Genomic DNA, 16,210 nt, shown 5'->3' on the forward strand with positions numbered 1-16,210 from the left:
TGAATCGCCAGATGTTGAGAACGATTTAATTATCCCAGTCACCTCCCAAAACCAATAATGAATGAAATGATATTAGTATATAAAATGTTAGATGAAAAATAAGTCTCGTCTATCTCGTATGAAAATTTCTCTGGTTTTTATTTTCAATCTATAGGATCATTCACCTCGATTAGTAGTGGAACCTACCTATTAGTATAAGTAACTGGACGTCAATCAGTCAAAAATTTCACACTAAAAACCTAAGGAAAAAAGGATATTTATCCATTATTTAGTTTTTAATTGAATGGAAAAGGTCGTAAGGAAATCGGTAGAGTGACAGGATAAGGTTCCCTGATGCTTTAAAACGATTTCTTTACAGACGAATAATCCCAATCCCGTTCCTCTTTTTTTTGTGGTGATGAATGGTTCAAAAATATTCGGCAGGACGTCGTCAGGTATCTTCGGCCCATTGTTCGATATATTTAAAGTAAGAATGCCGGGTGGTGATTCAGAGCCTGAAATGTAAATGGACGGGGAAGACATCCCTGCAACCACATCAAGAGCATTTAATATAATATTAAGTAAAACTTGACGGAATTCTTCTTTAGAACCGGAAATTACGGCATCCTCGGCAATATTACATGTAATGGAAGCATTAACTTCCAAAATGCTTGGATATAAAAATTCGATCACCTCATTCACAAGCTGAGCAATGGAAAATAGATCTGGTGGTGATGCTGAAGTTTCTTTTTTGGAAATATTAAGAAATTGTGTGATCCGGTAATTGAGCTGATCCAATTCCTTCGAAATGATATCAAGGTATTTTATCTCAGGTTGTTCTGCCTGTAACAATTGTATGAATCCCATGATGGAAGTCAGTGGATTTCTGAATTCATGGACAAAGCTTGAGGTCATTTGGCCAAGGAGTGTCAACCGGTCTTTATGGTTTGGGCTTATGAATTGATAGCTTTCTTCAAGCTCCATCGTTTTCAATTCGGTATAATGGGAAAATGCAATATGAATGAGTTTATCGAAGTAAACGTTTACTTGCTTAATTAGATCCGATATTTCTTCTTTGGGTGATTCGGAATTCAAAACATGCTCTATGATGATGGATCTCCCGATGGTTGCAGTGGAAAAGAAATTTTCCATATCCAATTGCTTATTAACTCGATCAGACGCAATTTTTTCCCCTACGACCTTCAGTACATCGTCTATTTCAGTATCCGATTTTCCAAGCTGATCCATTAGAAGATTGAAAATATTTTCCACTTCTCCTTTAAAATACCCCAGATATCCGTCCGGTAAATGCAGCAACTCATCTTTCCACTTGGAAATGATACTGCTTTTTTGAGAAGATAAAAAGTGAATGGTCATTTCTCGATTAGATACCATTTTGCCCTCCATACTGTAGGAAAATGAATTTACTTTTGACCCAGAACTTGCTTTATTTGAATAAAATTACAAAATATCAAAATAATTACATCTTAATTTCATGATAACAGATTAATGTCCTTTTAACATGTGTCAATTGGATAAATATTCGGCAATCAATCAATAAATCCCTTTTTTTGACACAGTTTTATTACAGTAATTGATAACAAAAAAAGGTATCCGTAAAGTTAATCTCGGTTACCTTTTTTATGAAATGCATATGGTTCGATGTGAACGATCGCATGCTGGATATTATATTCCTTCAAAAGATTTTCTTCGATTTTAACTGTAATATCATGACCTTGAATGACGGTCAAGAGAGGGTTAACATGAACGGTAGTTTCGAGCAAGATTTCACTGCCGTGCATCCGGGCTTTAATTTCACTCATGTCTTTAACACCCTCTGTCAATATAATGGTTTGTCCGATCTTTTGCAGGAGCTGCTCGTCGAAACCATCAGTTAAAGAGATGGAGGCATCACGAAAGATGTCCCAGGCCGTTTTGCATATGATGACCCCTACGACTGCTGCAGCTATCGCATCCAGCCAAGGGATTCCCATCTTAGAACCGATTATTCCAATGAAAGCACCAACACTGACAAGGGCATCGGAACGATTATCCTGTGCAACTGCATAGATGGAAGTGCTGTTGATCTTTTTACTTAATGATAAGTTATAACGGTAGATTCCGTACATGAAAATTGCAGAGAAAAGAGCGACATAACCGGTCAGCATACTGGGAACGGTTGTTGAATCTTGGTTTATGAAGGATTCAATGGCACTGAATACTACCTGAAGGCCTACGGTGATCATGATGAAGGCAGCTACCAACGAGGCTACGGTTTCCGCCCGTAAATGACCATATGAATGATTATCATCAGGAGGTCTCTTTGAGATTTTCAAACCGATCAATACGGCTAAGGAAGCGATGATGTCGGTCGTATTATTTAAACCATCAGCCCAAAGCCCTTTAGAATCACCGAAATAACCAAATGACAATTTAAGAGCAGACAAGAACATGTAAGCGGCAATGCTTATGTAGGCGCCTTTTTCAGCTGAAATCGAATGTTTATCCATGTCCATTCCCTCCCTAATGTAAATTAGGCTTATTAAATCAAACCTTAGTGAGTCTATAGAAAATTGTCGTATTTAGCCATCTAACTTGATTAATGGCAGGTGTAATGAAGGTCTGTAAAGAAGTTGGTTAAACAAAAGAATATCGCCATAAAATGGGAATGGCAAGTTGAGATGATATGTACATTTTCTTTAATTGTCATTTGTAGAAACTAATAGTATATTCTAACCGATGATCGAAAATTAAATACTTCCGCAAAGGGAGCCAAATGGCTGAGAGTGACACTTTGAACCTGATAGTTAGCGCTGTGTAGGATGTGGTTTTGGGCAGCAATTAGCGCCCCAGTGTTTTTCGGCTGCTCCAAATGTATGACTGAAAAAGTCCTATTAACAAAAAGGCCGGATTCTATAAGGATCCGGCCTTTTTCGGAGAATGCTCTACTTGAGCCATACAGGGCGAAGCCGCTCAATTTTCATTTTGCAATGAATACTGAACAGGGTGCGTTTTTCGCAATGGAACTACTTGTACTGCCAAGGAAGAATTTCTCCAAACCGCTTTTAGCACTATTGCCGACAACGATAAGATCGGCTGAAGTTCTTGCTGCAAAGTCACATATGCTATCTGGGGCATATCCTTCCAATAGTTCGAATTTCCCCTTGACTTGACATTCACTTAACAATCTCAACGTATTACTTTCTGCGTTCTGAATACTATTCTCGACGGGGGAAGGGGTGTCATTTACCTTTTGAGGTCCTGGCTGATCGACTTCAATAACGGGATGTGTCTGGACTGGATCTACATAAAATCCGGCAGCAGGTACGAACCCCGGAGCCGAGGCGTCTCCCATGATACGCTGTTCAACCTTATCATTCAGGACATGAACTACGGTTAACTCGGCTTTTGGAAAGGCCTTTTTCAATGTTGCTCCATATTCCACCGCCCGTTTACTCTCTTCATTTCCATCAAAAGCGACGACAATATGTTTTAAGTCTTTCATTAATATCATCTCTCCCCTTTATAAGACGTTATAAGTGTTATACCCACTTTTAAATGGCTTCACGCCTTTAATCGGTATATAGATTGCCTTTTACGGGTAAAGGATAGATACGAGCATAGTTAAAATGGTAGGATGAAATCTGGTCCTTCATTTAGCTGGCATGCTCAGGCGATGAAGGGATATCATCAGCAAGGATGCCGATTCGCGAGTATAGTGCTACAAGAAAAGGGCGCCTTTTATTCAATCGGCGTGTTTTCTTTAATAAAAAGGGTAAAATATTTTTAATGAAACATGTCGCAGATGGGAAAATGGGGGTACAAATGAGAGGGTTAGTGAAATTAGGTCTAATTATAATATTGGCAATTGTGGTTTTAGGCGCCGGTTCATTATTGTATTTCAGGCAGGGTGCAGATATAAGCCATCTTGAAAATATTCTTCAGCAACCGACAGGAATCTATGATCTGGATGGGAATCTTGCCAGTACGATCACGGCCAATAAATCCGAAGGGGTTGCGATAGATGAAATACCGGAACATATGAAACAAGCGGTGGTTTCCATTGAGGATCACCGTTTTTATGAACATCACGGCATAGATTATCAAGGAATTATGCGGGCTTTGGTTAAAAATGCGAAGGCTGGAAGTGTTGTTGAAGGCGGGAGCACTCTCACCCAGCAGCTTGTGAAAATCACGATGCTGGAATCGGAACGAACATTGAAGAGGAAGATAGAAGAGTTTTTTCTAGCCCAGGAAGTTGAAAATCAATATACAAAAGATGAAATTTTGGAAATGTACTTGAATCAAGTTTATTTTGGCCATGGGGCATGGGGAATCAAAAAGGCTGCAAATATTTATTTTTCCAAAGAGGTCTCTGAATTGACCGTTGCCGAGGCAGCTTTGCTGGCGGGTGTCATTAACTTGCCATCTAAGCTTGATCCTTACAAGAATTTAGACGGGGCAGTCAAGAGGCGTGATTTGGTTCTTTCGAGAATGGCGGAACATGGTTATTTGACGAAAGACGAAGAAGCAGCTGCAAAAAAAGATTCGGTGACACTTCTTATGGGGGAGAAGGAAACCGATCCATTAAGAGGTAAATATCCTTATTTTGTCGATCAAGTTTTATCAGAAGCATCGAGTAAATATGGAATCAAGCTTGAGGAGCTGCTTTCAAAGGGCTACAAAATTTACACGACACTGGACCAATCCATGCAGCAGTCTACAGAAACCGTGTATGCGAATGATGCCAATTTTCCAGTGGGAACAAGTGCAGATGAACTGGTTCAAAGCGGGTCTGTCCTCCTTGATCCTGAAACGGGAGGCATAAAGGCACTTGTCGGTGGGAGAGGTAAGCATCAATTCATGGGATATAACCGGGCAACCCAGCTGACAAGATCTCCTGGTTCATCCATTAAACCGCTTGTCGTATACTTGCCAGCGGTTGAAGAGGGATACGATATCACTGACCCTTTAAAGGATGAAAAAATGAGCTTCGGTGAATATGAGCCAACAAACCTTAGTGGTGAATATAAAGGAGAAGTGCCGATGTATGAAGCGGTGATGAATTCCTTGAATGTACCAACGGTTTGGCTATTGAATGAGATTGGCATCGATAAGGGGCTTGATTCACTTAAGCGGTTTGGGATTCCATATGAAAAGGATGATCGAAACCTATCGATAGCTTTGGGGGGGATGAAAAAAGGTGTGTCCCCGCTGCAGATGGCGGGAGCCTTTTCAGCTTTCGCCAACGATGGGGAAAGGATGGAAACCCATGCCATTGTAAGAATAGAAAATGCCGATGGAAAAGAGGTAGCCGCTTGGAAAGAGAAAAGCACCAAAGTGACCTCTGAAGGCGCCGTCGACAAAATGAATGCCATGCTGCTTGGAACAGTGGAATATGGCACAGCGAAAAACGCGGCTGTTTCCGGTTATGAAATAGCAGGTAAAACAGGTTCCACACAAGTTCCCATCGAAGGAATATCAGGGGTTAAAGATCAATGGTTCATCGGTTATTCACCTTCGCTGGTCGGTGCTGTATGGGCTGGATATGATAAGACGGACGAAAAGCATTATCTAACGACACACAGCAGTCAGGGAAGTGCAATCATCTTTCAAAAAATAATGTCGCAAGCTTTACAGAATCAAGCCGCTCAATCCTTTAAAGCTCAAGATATCGGTCCGCTTATAGCTGAACAACAGGCACTTGTATCTGAGCAAAACGCAAAAGAAGAGGAGGAGCAAAAGAGACAATATTGGATTGATAAAGGAAATGAAATTCGGGAAGGTTTGAATAAATGGAGGGACTGGAAGTTGCCGTGGTGATTCTCAGGAAAGGGAGCATGAACAAGCTTTTGCTTAATTCACTCAACAAAAAAGACTGTCAATAATTGACAGTCTTTCATCGTTCTTAAAAAATGAGATTTGCTATTATGCCGATTACGACGATTGCGCCTATCACCATTAAAATGGTTCTCACTTCTATACACCCTCTTCATGACGTAGTTGGAATCATTTAAATATTAACGGTTTGGTTCGATTGGAATCCAAATGAACTTTCATCATTTTCTTTACATATAGCCTGTACTTTTTCTAGCATGGCATGTACATTCTCGCCTTCAAGTATGACTTTCATGGTTGCACACTCTTGAAGAATGAGCACAAAGGATACGAAAGTCGAAAGTTTCTTGGCATCGACCAATTTATGGTTGCAGATAAAATATATATTCCCTTTAAATTCTTTTGTAACTTGATATAGGTTCATGATTTGTCGCATGGATAATCTTTTATTTGTTTTAATGTCAGAAGAAATCACTTTATTCATGTCGTTTACTCCTTTTGTTTTTATACTTTTGGAAAAGCATAATCAAGATGTCAATTCAGCTACAACTTTTTAAAATGAACAAGTATGTTTGGTCTTTTTTATGTAATTGTTAGCGGGTCATGTTGTATATTTACCCGTGTGAAAGATTTTGAAACCTATTTGAAAATTTCAATTTTTGGAGGGGGAACGAACAATGCTCACACTTATTAAAAATGGGGAGCTTTATGGTCCAGAATATATGGGCCAAAAAGATATCCTCTTGGTTGGAAAGCAAATTGGCTTCATTGAGGACAAGATTGATGTACCTGCCAATTTCGTTGAAATGAAAGTGATTGATGCGAGTGATCAAATTGTGGTTCCGGGTTTTATAGATGCTCACGTACATATTATCGGCGGAGGTGGGGAAGGGGGCTTTAAAACGAGGACACCAGAAATCCAATTAACAGATGCCACTTTAGCGGGTATAACGACATTGGTAGGGGTCATCGGAACAGATGGAACGACAAGGACCATGCCAGCACTGCTTGCTAAAGCGAGAGCGCTTGAAGAAGAAGGAATTAGCTGCTTCGTTCAAACTGGTTCCTATCAAGTTCCAGTCAAGACGTTAACCGATAAAATCGAAGATGATTTGATTCTTGTGGATAAAATTATCGGTGTTGGCGAAATAGCCATTGCCGATCATCGTTCTTCACAGCCGACTGCAGCTGAACTGGCTAAACTGGCCTCTCAGGCGCGTAATGGAGGTCTGTTGTCCGGGAAAAGCGGTATCGTCAACATTCATGTAGGCGACAGTCTAGATCATTTGCATGTAATTGAAGAAGTTGTCGAGACAACGGAAATACCGATCACTCAGTTCTACCCTACACATATAAACCGAAATCCGCATTTATTCAATGCAGGTGTGGAATATGCAAAAAAAGGGGGGTATATCGATTTTACGACAAGTACGATCCAGAAGTTCCTTGAAGAAGGCGAGGTCAAAGCAAGTACAGCAATAAAAATGGCACTGGAAAAAGGCGTTGAAATCGGGCAGATCACCATAACTTCAGATGGACAAGCCAGCCTGCCTGACTTCGATGGCGGCGGTAACCTGCGCGGTTTGAACATTGGTACATGCATGTCCTTATATGATTGTGTTGTCGATGCGATCCTCGAGGATGGAGTGACAATTGCCGATGCCATAAGAGTTGTGACGGAAAATCCGGCAAACATTTTAAAACTTTCTACAAAGGGGCAGCTTGCGGTAGGTAAGGACGCCGATATCATCATGATGAAGAAAAAAACTTTAGAAATGAATAGTGTTATCGCGATGGGGCAGATAATGGTCAAAGATGGTCAAGCAGTCGTGAAAGGAACATTTGAAAGGTAGATCTTTCTAATTTTGTTGGTAGGGTATTCCGCGAATGGATCTCGGTTATGGCAGGAGCGAATTCCGATGCTTGTAATACCCCCATCAATCATGAAATACAAAAAGACCCATAATTATATAATGGGTCTCAGTTTGTCGACAAAAAGGGGTTCGATTGATCTAATCCCAAACCATTATTTTAAAAGTAAACTTGGATATGAATGAAACCTTCATTGGATTGAAGAAATTTACGACACTCCTGCCAAATAACTGGCTAGCCGAGACCCCACAGAGCTCGCTTTGATGAGGCTTGGCAGACAGTCGGCGGAAAGGGAGCGGATTTCCGAAATCAACTGCAACATTTTTAAAGAAAAAAACGGCAGGCAACTAGTCTAAGACGCATTTATTATATAATGGGTCTTTTTTTGTGCTGGATACTTTTTGGATAGGTCTTGAATCGATCAAGCATATCAACAATTTGTAGGTAATCAATATGATATTTCCCCATTAAAGGTTCTCGTTTTCAAAATGAAGGTGAGGTATCAGAAAACATATTCTAAATAAAGGTAAATTGCGAAAAATTCATTCTATTTAACATATTATTAAAAACATGGATGTATTATCCTTTTATATAAGGAAATTAGTTTATGAAACAGCATTTAATCACAGACATAAAGACCAATAAATACATTTTGGGCTGTTATTTCATGACTGTTCAAAACCTTGGTAAGTTTGCGAAACAAATCTATCTTAAGGGGAGAAATGAAATGGAAAAGACGGGAAACCCAATAATGAAAGCGTATTCAAATGAAGTTGAACCGGAAATGTTTCGTGTATTGACTCCTGATGGGGAAATCATTGAAACGATTGATGGGAAAATCGATAAATCACTTATGTTAAAGATGTATGAGAGCATGCTCCTGCTCAGAACATTTGACCGAAAATCCATTAATCTCCAGCGCCAAGGCAGGATTGGAACTTATGCACCTTTCGAAGGACAGGAAGCATCCCAGGTAGGAAGCGCTTTAGCGTTGTCGGCAGGGGATTGGATGTTTCCCACATACCGTGATCATGGAGCGGCAATCATTCATGGGCAGGAATTATACCGTGTTTTCCTATACTGGATGGCGCATTTTGATGGCTCAATTTGTCCAGAAGGAAAAAGGATATTGCCTCCAAGTGTTCCAATTGCCACTCAAATGGTTCATGCAGTTGGAACGGCTTGGGCAAGTAAGATTAGAGGCGAAAAGAATGTTAGCATTGCCTATTTTGGTGATGGAGCCACTTCTGAAGGGGACTTTCATGAGGCACTGAATTTTGCTGGAGTTTATAAAACCCCAACAATCTTTTTCTGCCAAAATAATGGCTACGCGATCAGTGTCCCTTTTGAAAAGCAATCGGCATCCAAAACAATATCCCAGCGGGCTGCCGCTTATGACATCCATGGGGTGCGAGTGGATGGAAATGATATTTTCGCAGTATGGCTGACTGTAAAGCAAGCTGTCGAAAGAGCGCTTAAAGGGGAAGGACCTACATTAATCGAAGCCATTACCTTTCGTTATGGCGCCCATACTACTGCAGACAATCCGAACATATATCGCGATCAGGACGAAATTTCAACGTTCTGGAGGGAAAACCGGGATCCGATTACACGTCTTAGAAAGTATTTGAATAAAGAAGGTCACTGGAATGAAAAGCAGGAGGAATTGGCGGTAAAACAATTCAACGAACTGATTGATGCTCACCTTCAAAAAGCCGAAGGGTATCCAAAATCCGACCCGCTCGAAATGTTTAACCATGTATATGCCGAGGAGTCATGGCATTTAAAGGAACAGAAGCAGGAATTGAACCAAATCCTAAGGAAAGGCGGGAAGAAATAATGGGCAAAAATTTAACGATGCTCCAGGCTATTACGGAAGCGATGGACCAAATGCTGGGTCATGATGATCGCGTGATGATCTTGGGTGAGGATATTGGAGTGAATGGCGGGGTTTTTCGATCGACGGAAGGACTTTATGAGAAGTATGGAAAAGATCGAGTCGTCGATACGCCATTAGCTGAATCCGGAATCATCGGCTCTGCCATTGGTTTAGCCCTTAACGGAATGCTGCCCATAGTAGAGATACAGTTTCTCGCCTTTATTTATCCGGGATTCGAACAACTCGTTTCCCATGCTGCCCGTATGAGGTATCGTACCCGTGGGCAATTTGGGGTGCCCCTTTTAATCCGTACGCCATATGGTGCCGGAATCAGGGGCCCTGAACTTCATTCCGAAAGTGTCGAAACCTTCTTTGCCCATACCCCGGGTTTAAAGGTGGTTGCACCCAGTAATCCATATGACGCAAAAGGGCTGCTCATTTCAGCCCTCGAAGATCCAGATCCTGTGATTTTTTTGGAACCGACTAAATTGTATCGGGCTTTTAAGGAAGAAGTTCCCGAAGAAATGTACCGAATACCAATCGGGCAAGCAAAAGTGGTTCAGGAGGGAAGCGATCTGACCATTTATGCATGGGGTGCCATGCTAAGGGAGGCATTGAATGCCGCGAAAAAGATTGAAGCAGAAAAAGGCTGGAAGTGTGAAGTGGTCGATCTTCGAACATTATACCCTTTAGATAGGGATACGATCGTGCAATCCATTAAAAAGACAGGTCGTGCATTAATCGTCCATGAAGCCCATAAGACTGCCGGATTAGGTGCGGAGATTATCTCCATCATTAATGATGAAGCTCTTATTTACCTGAAAGCGCCGATTAAGCGTGTAACAGGATTTGATGTACCGGTTCCGCCGTTTACAATAGAAGATCATTATTTACCGACTGTTGACCGTGTCAAACAAGGAATTGTCGAAACATTATCATTTTAATTGTGATTAAGGGAGAAGGAGGATGACGCATGATGGAATTTAAACTTCCTGATGTAGGGGAAGGGATGCATGAAGGGGAAATTATCCAATGGCTCATCAAAGAAGGGGAGGCGGTAAAACAGGACCAACCCATTGTTGAGGTGCAAACGGATAAAGTCAATGCAGAACTGACGGCTCCTGCAGCGGGAGTGGTCAAGAAAATATTTTTTTCCGAAGGGGATATCGTGGAAGTGGGAACCACCATATTCACAATTCAGGAAGAGAACGATGTGTCAGTTCCGGATAAAGGCATGATTGAAGAAGAAATCCAAGTCGTGCAATCTGGTGATGTAAAAGTAAATGCAGAGCATATTACGACTAAACAGCATCATGAGGTAGCGCGTGCGTTGGCAACGCCATTCGTTCGTCAAATGGCGAGGGAAATGAAGGTTGATATCGAGAAGGTTAAAGGCTCCGGTCCGGCTGGGCGAATTACCGAAAGTGACCTGAAGCAGTTTAAAGAAAATAACTCGATTACACTGGAAGATGCCAAACATCATGATAACAAGATTGTTCAAGAGATGGACCAGGTGAATGATGCCATCCAGGCAAAAGGAGTGGAAAATGAGTGGGAAGAGCGGATCCCGCTTAAAGGCATTCGAAAAAAAATCGCTGAACATATGGTAAAGTCGGTTTCGACCATTCCTCATGTAACCCATGTAGATGAATTGGAAATGGACCGATTGAAGGAATTTAAAAATCAATTAAAAGAGTACTCCGATGATAAGGATATTAAGTTGACTTTTTTGCCATTTTTCGTTAAAGCCATTGTCATCGCCTTAAAGGAGTTCAAAACATTAAACGCTTCAATTGATGAAAAGACCAATGAAATCATCCTGAAGAATTATTATCATATTGGGATTGCGACGAATACAAAAGAGGGTCTCATAGTTCCTGTCATAAAACATGCCGATCAAAAGACCATTTTCCAACTTGCTGATGAAATCAAACAATTGGCAGCCCAAGCCCGTGAAGGGAAGTTGAGCATTGATCAAATAACAGGCAGTACATTTACCATCAGCAATGTAGGACCGATCGGAGGGATGCACGCGACCCCGATCATTAACTATCCGGAAGCGGCCATACTAGCTTTGCATAAAATGGAACATCGCATGGTCGTTCGCGATTTGGAAGGTGTTATCCGTTTAATGATGAATATGTCTCTTTCTTTCGATCATCGTTTGATTGATGGGGTAACAGCGGTGCATTTTACCAATAGAATCAAGGAATTGCTGGAAAATCCAATTCGATTAGTTGTGGAGATGAGATAAATGGTAGTAGGGGAAGTTGCTGTAGAGACGGATGTTATCATCATTGGAGGAGGTCCGGGAGGATATGCTGCGGCTATCCGTCTCGGCCAGTTAGGAAAATCGGTCGTGCTGGTTGAAAAGGAAAAGCTGGGCGGGGTTTGCCTTAATCGGGGCTGTATACCTTCAAAGGCATTAATTCACACAGCTGATCAATACCAAAGGCTTAACGATTTAGGGAAAATGGGAATCCGGCTATCCCAGGAAAGTACCACTATGGACTTGGGAGTTTGGCAGGATTGGAAAGCGGGCATCACATCTCAGTTGAGGCAAGGTATTGCCCATTTGTGTAAGGAAAATGGAGTGACGGTGGTTAAAGGTCAAGCAGCCTTTTTATCTGATGACCGTATTGGAGTTGAAACCGATGGAGATTTTGAAACCTACAAGTTTGAACAGGCAATTATTGCGACGGGGTCCAGACCATTCATTCCATCCTTCATTAAAGTCGATGGAGAATATATATTGGATTCAACATCATCTTTGCAGCTGCAGGAAGTTCCAGCAAGCTTGTCGATCATTGGCGGTGGATATATCGGAATCGAATTGGGTATGGCATTTGCAAAGCTAGGTACTAAAGTGACCATCATTGAAATGGCCAATCGCATACTCCCCCAAATTGCTGAAAACCTTGTAAAGGAAGTCAACCGGAATGCCAAGAAGCTTGGGGTGAATATTAAAACATCCACGAGGGTAGAAAAGGCGAGTGTAGTGGATGGCCATGTACACCTTCATGTATCCTCAGAGGAACAGGGGATGGAAGTGGTCGTGAGTGAAAAGACCCTGGTTACAATTGGGAGGGTACCTAACTCTGAAGAAATTGGCCTGAATCGGGTTGGAGTTACAGTTGGTGAAAAAGGCCATATAGCAGTGGATATGGAATGTCGTACAAATGTGCCGCACATCTTTGCCATCGGTGATATTACACCTGGTCCAGCTCTTGCGCATCGAGCGTCCAAACAGGGTATAGTGGCAGCTGAAGTGATAGGGGGGCTGCCAAGTGCCGTTGACTCACCTAATGTTCCCTATGTAATCTTCTCGGACCCACAAATAGCTGGTGTTGGTTTAAGCCGTGAAGAAGCTGAACAACAGGGATACAGCGTCAAAATCGGCAAATTTCCGTTCAGTGCCAATGGAAGGGCGCTTGCAACGAATGAAACAGAAGGATTTGCTGAAGTGATCGTGGATGCTGATAGCCACATATTGCTCGGAATGCATATGGTAGGTGCTGATGCTTCCAACCTTATAGGTGAAGGGGTCCTTGCCCTTGAGCTGGCGGCTAGGGTCGAAGATATAGCCCTCATCATGCATCCACATCCAACTTTGACTGAGGGGTGGATGGAAGCGGCTGAGGCAGTTTTGGGACATGCGATTCACATCGTAAATAAATAGGAAAAGGTAAAGTCATGGGGATTACCAAAGTAGTCCCCGATTAGAGTGTTTTATTTTAATGGAGTCAGAAACCTGTCACTGGTCCTCGAAAGGCAAGGCTATCAGCAAATTCACGCCATTTCCAAAATTTTACCCGGCGTTTGACCAGATAGGATCCGTAATAGCCTGCGATGATTCCTCTTGTAAAACTAACAACATATTGATATCATTTTTACTTTGGTGAAGTATGAAAAGATTTTTCAAGAAGGCTTTGCATCCTTCCACTCCTAAACCAAAACGGTTGATGAGATAACTTATCTATTCGCCATTCAACGATTGAAATGGGTTTAATTTTTTATATGAAAAAATTATGGAAAGAAGGAGGCAGATGTAATGGAATCAAATGGTGGGTCACTGCAAAAGAAATTATTGCCGCGGCATATTAGCATGATGGCAATGGGAGGGGCAATAGGTACTGGCATTTTTAAAGGAAGTGCCGAAACCATATCGTTAGCAGGGCCCGGAGTCATATTCACTTATATTTTTGCAGGATTATTACTGCTTGTAGTCATGGGTGCTATAGCGGAAATGGCAATTGTCTATCCAAATACGAATATGAAAGGTTTCGTTCAGAAAGCATTCGGTAACCGCTTTTCATTCATCATAGGCTGGATGTATTGTTTCATGTGGCTATCCGTATGTGTCATTGAGGTAGTAGTGGCAGGAAGTTTCTTGCAGTATTGGCTCCCAGCAATCCCGCTATGGATATTAAGTTTGGGGTGTGCGGCTTTCATCATTGGGATTAACATGATGAATGTCAAAAATTATGGTGAATTCGAATTTTGGTTTGCTGGCATTAAAATTACAATGATCATCGTATTCATCATATTGGGAGCCTGTATTTTATTTGGAGTCATCCCAAGCGGCGGATCTAATTATCTTCAAAACTTCACCGGGCATGGTGGGTTTTTCCCAAATGGGTGGATGTCCATCTTTTCGGCATTACTGATCGTCATGTTCTCCTATGGCGGTTCAGAGTTAATCGGGGTGACGGTAACCGAAGCAAAGGATGCGGAACGCATTTTACCGAAGGTCATTAAAAACTATATTTGGAGAGTCGTATTATTTTTCACCTTACCGATACTTGTAATCTGCGGTTTGATTCCTTGGAACGAAATTAGCGACCAGGCAAGTCCGTTTGTACAAGTTTTGTCAATGTCCGGTTTTCAGGGATCTGCACATATCATGAATTTCATTTTGATTACGGCCGTCTTATCTGCCGCTAACTCTGGAATATATGGGTGTACCCGCATGCTGCATTCTTTGGCTGCAGAAGGGGAAGCTCCCAAGTCGTTCTCTTATGTATCAAAAAATGGCGTTCCTTTGTATAGTTTGATATTAAGTGCTTTTGTATTGGTCGTCGGCTCCATGATTACTTTCGTTGCACAGGACAAGGCATTTACTTTATTAATGGCGTTTCCAGGTTTTGTAGTATCCCTTGTATGGATCAGCATCTGTTTAGCGCAGCTAAAACTTCGCAATTCATATCCCAAAGCCCCGAGTTTTAAATTGTGGGGATTTCCATATGTAACCTTGTTTGCCATAATCACCTTAAGCATCATTTGTGTATCGTTCGTTTTCAGTGAACAGAATCGGATCAGTATCATTGCTTGCCTGATTGTGTTGGCTGCATTAATCTCGATTTCCATTTTTAAATTTAAAAGTGGGGATGAACAGGAAACAACGATAATAGAAAAGGATATTGCTAAATAAATCACGGAAAAGATACGACATGGGCAAAGGCGTCCATGTCGTATCTTTCATTAATAATCATCGATATACTGCAAATTCATTTCGATCGTTCATGTACCTGACGTTTCATTAATTATATGTTTTAAGGAGGATATGAACCTCTCGTTTTCAAGTGGAGTGCCGATGGTCACGCGGATAGTATTTTCATAGCCTAGCAAATGACCGGAACGGATGATGACACCTTGAATTAATAACTTCTCAAAAATGTCCCTGCCAGGCTGAGTCAATTTAACCATCAAGAAGTTGGCATGTGAAGGGAAGAATGTTAATCCCATCTTGCTTAGTTCGTTTTCTAAATATCTTCTTCCTTCCCCATTCTTACGAACACATTCCTCAACAAATCGATGGTCGTCGAGGGAAGCGAATGCCGCAGCCTGTGCTAAACGATTGGTATTGAAGGGTTCCTTCACTTTAACTAGCTCTTGTATGATGGAAGCATCCATTAAACCGTATCCAATCCTTAATGCAGCCAGTCCATAAATCTTTGAAAAAGTGCGTAAGATGACCAGATTTGAATGCATATTTAAAAGCGGCAAGGTTTCTAAATATTCTGCATCATCGACATATTCATAGTATGCTTCATCAACAATCAGTAAAATATGTTTCGGCACCTTCTCGATAAAAGAGCGTAACTTTTCTTTTTGAACGATTGTTCCTGTCGGATTATTGGGATTACAGACAAATATCATTCTTGTTTTTTCTGTTATGGCATCATACATCCCCTTTAGGTCATGTACACCATTAATAAGAGGTATCTTTACAGGTGTGCCGCCGTCAATCAATACATTCGTTTCATATCGTGGAAATGTCACATCAGCCATGATGACTTCATCATTTTGTTGGATATAGGTTCGTGTTAATAAACGAATCACTTCATCAGATCCATTGCCTAAAATGATATGATCTTTATTGATATTCAATTTCCTTGCCAACTTTTCAGCTAATGCAGGTGCCATACCTTCAGGATAAAAGGAGGTTTGCTCCATTTCGGTAATCATGGCTTCTTTTGCTAGAGTTGAGCAGCCGAATGGATTCTCATTGGATGCCAATTTAACAATCGTTTCAAGACCAAGTTCACGTTGCACTTCTTCAATTGGCTTGCCCGAAACATATGGACTAATGCTTTCGATGTTTTGTCGAACCGGGATTTTCGTAAAGGTCAATGCAGGTTC

General features: G+C 41.4%; 12 protein-coding genes. 7 read left to right on the top strand and 5 right to left on the bottom strand.

Features of this window, described 5'->3' with window-relative positions:
• Positions 1-264: 264 nt before the first annotated feature.
• The 3 genes from AC3ISB_RS05555 to AC3ISB_RS05565 all read right to left on the bottom strand — a co-directional run bounded on the left by AC3ISB_RS05555 (position 265) and on the right by AC3ISB_RS05565 (position 3,484).
• Complete coding sequence (locus AC3ISB_RS05555; protein WP_181762225.1) at positions 265-1,374, bottom strand: histidine kinase N-terminal domain-containing protein; 1,110 nt, start codon at positions 1,372-1,374, stop codon at positions 265-267.
• Positions 1,375-1,601: 227 nt separating this feature from the next.
• Positions 1,602-2,489 carry a cation diffusion facilitator family transporter gene (locus AC3ISB_RS05560; protein ID WP_489275777.1) on the bottom strand — a complete coding sequence of 296 codons (888 nt, stop codon included), beginning with the start codon at positions 2,487-2,489 and terminating at the stop codon, positions 1,602-1,604.
• 470 nt (positions 2,490-2,959) lie between these two features.
• A complete protein-coding gene (locus tag AC3ISB_RS05565; protein WP_179891123.1) occupies positions 2,960-3,484 on the bottom strand; it encodes a universal stress protein in 525 nt (174 codons plus the stop codon).
• A gap of 320 nt (positions 3,485-3,804) precedes the next feature.
• On the opposite strand from AC3ISB_RS05565, the gene AC3ISB_RS05570 reads away from it, so the two are divergent.
• The gene (locus AC3ISB_RS05570; protein ID WP_480339932.1) at positions 3,805-5,802 is read left to right on the top strand and encodes a transglycosylase domain-containing protein; all 1,998 of its coding nucleotides are present in this window, start codon (positions 3,805-3,807) and stop codon (positions 5,800-5,802) included.
• Positions 5,803-5,992: 190 nt separating this feature from the next.
• Here the strand turns inward: AC3ISB_RS05570 and AC3ISB_RS05575 are convergent, their stop codons facing one another.
• Positions 5,993-6,301, bottom strand: a complete 309-nt coding sequence (locus AC3ISB_RS05575; RefSeq protein ID WP_098372549.1) for a hypothetical protein — start codon at positions 6,299-6,301, stop codon at positions 5,993-5,995.
• Positions 6,302-6,494: 193 nt separating this feature from the next.
• On the opposite strand from AC3ISB_RS05575, the gene iadA reads away from it, so the two are divergent.
• From iadA to AC3ISB_RS05605, 6 genes are all read left to right on the top strand, one after another.
• A complete protein-coding gene (iadA, locus tag AC3ISB_RS05580) occupies positions 6,495-7,670 on the top strand; it encodes a beta-aspartyl-peptidase (RefSeq protein WP_489275779.1) in 1,176 nt (391 codons plus the stop codon).
• Positions 7,671-8,440: 770 nt separating this feature from the next.
• On the top strand, positions 8,441-9,529 hold the full coding sequence (pdhA, locus tag AC3ISB_RS05585) for a pyruvate dehydrogenase (acetyl-transferring) E1 component subunit alpha (protein ID WP_098372633.1): 1,089 nt from the start codon (positions 8,441-8,443) through the stop codon (positions 9,527-9,529).
• Complete coding sequence (locus tag AC3ISB_RS05590; protein ID WP_098372634.1) at positions 9,529-10,512, top strand: alpha-ketoacid dehydrogenase subunit beta; 984 nt, start codon at positions 9,529-9,531, stop codon at positions 10,510-10,512. The genes pdhA and AC3ISB_RS05590 overlap by 1 nt, the downstream gene beginning before the upstream one ends.
• 29 nt (positions 10,513-10,541) lie before the next feature.
• The gene (locus tag AC3ISB_RS05595; protein WP_489275780.1) at positions 10,542-11,822 is read left to right on the top strand and encodes a dihydrolipoamide acetyltransferase family protein; all 1,281 of its coding nucleotides are present in this window, start codon (positions 10,542-10,544) and stop codon (positions 11,820-11,822) included.
• Positions 11,823-13,247 carry a dihydrolipoyl dehydrogenase gene (gene lpdA / locus AC3ISB_RS05600; protein WP_489275781.1) on the top strand — a complete coding sequence of 475 codons (1,425 nt, stop codon included), beginning with the start codon at positions 11,823-11,825 and terminating at the stop codon, positions 13,245-13,247. It abuts the gene before it with no gap.
• 372 nt (positions 13,248-13,619) lie between these two features.
• Positions 13,620-14,999, top strand: a complete 1,380-nt coding sequence (locus tag AC3ISB_RS05605; RefSeq protein ID WP_098372545.1) for an amino acid permease — start codon at positions 13,620-13,622, stop codon at positions 14,997-14,999.
• A gap of 89 nt (positions 15,000-15,088) precedes the next feature.
• On the opposite strand, the gene hisC is transcribed toward AC3ISB_RS05605, so the two are convergent.
• Entirely contained in the window at positions 15,089-16,201 is a 1,113-nt protein-coding gene (gene hisC, locus AC3ISB_RS05610) for a histidinol-phosphate transaminase (protein WP_489275783.1), read from the bottom strand.
• Positions 16,202-16,210 lie beyond the last annotated feature (9 nt).

The organism is Peribacillus sp. GL_122 (genome assembly GCF_057835005.1).

Excerpts from the sequence above, each read along its gene's own strand:
- AC3ISB_RS05555 (WP_181762225.1), bottom strand. The coding sequence starts at position 1,374 with ATGGTATCTAATCGAGAAATGACCATTCACTTTTTATCTTCTCAAAAA.
- AC3ISB_RS05560 (WP_489275777.1), bottom strand. The coding sequence starts at position 2,489 with ATGGATAAACATTCGATTTCAGCTGAAAAAGGCGCCTACATAAGCATT.
- AC3ISB_RS05565 (WP_179891123.1), bottom strand. The coding sequence starts at position 3,484 with ATGAAAGACTTAAAACATATTGTCGTCGCTTTTGATGGAAATGAAGAG.
- AC3ISB_RS05570 (WP_480339932.1), top strand. The coding sequence starts at position 3,805 with ATGAGAGGGTTAGTGAAATTAGGTCTAATTATAATATTGGCAATTGTG.
- AC3ISB_RS05575 (WP_098372549.1), bottom strand. The coding sequence starts at position 6,301 with ATGAATAAAGTGATTTCTTCTGACATTAAAACAAATAAAAGATTATCC.
- iadA (WP_489275779.1), top strand. The coding sequence starts at position 6,495 with ATGCTCACACTTATTAAAAATGGGGAGCTTTATGGTCCAGAATATATG.
- pdhA (WP_098372633.1), top strand. The coding sequence starts at position 8,441 with ATGAAAGCGTATTCAAATGAAGTTGAACCGGAAATGTTTCGTGTATTG.
- AC3ISB_RS05590 (WP_098372634.1), top strand. The coding sequence starts at position 9,529 with ATGGGCAAAAATTTAACGATGCTCCAGGCTATTACGGAAGCGATGGAC.
- AC3ISB_RS05595 (WP_489275780.1), top strand. The coding sequence starts at position 10,542 with ATGATGGAATTTAAACTTCCTGATGTAGGGGAAGGGATGCATGAAGGG.
- lpdA (WP_489275781.1), top strand. The coding sequence starts at position 11,823 with ATGGTAGTAGGGGAAGTTGCTGTAGAGACGGATGTTATCATCATTGGA.
- AC3ISB_RS05605 (WP_098372545.1), top strand. The coding sequence starts at position 13,620 with ATGGAATCAAATGGTGGGTCACTGCAAAAGAAATTATTGCCGCGGCAT.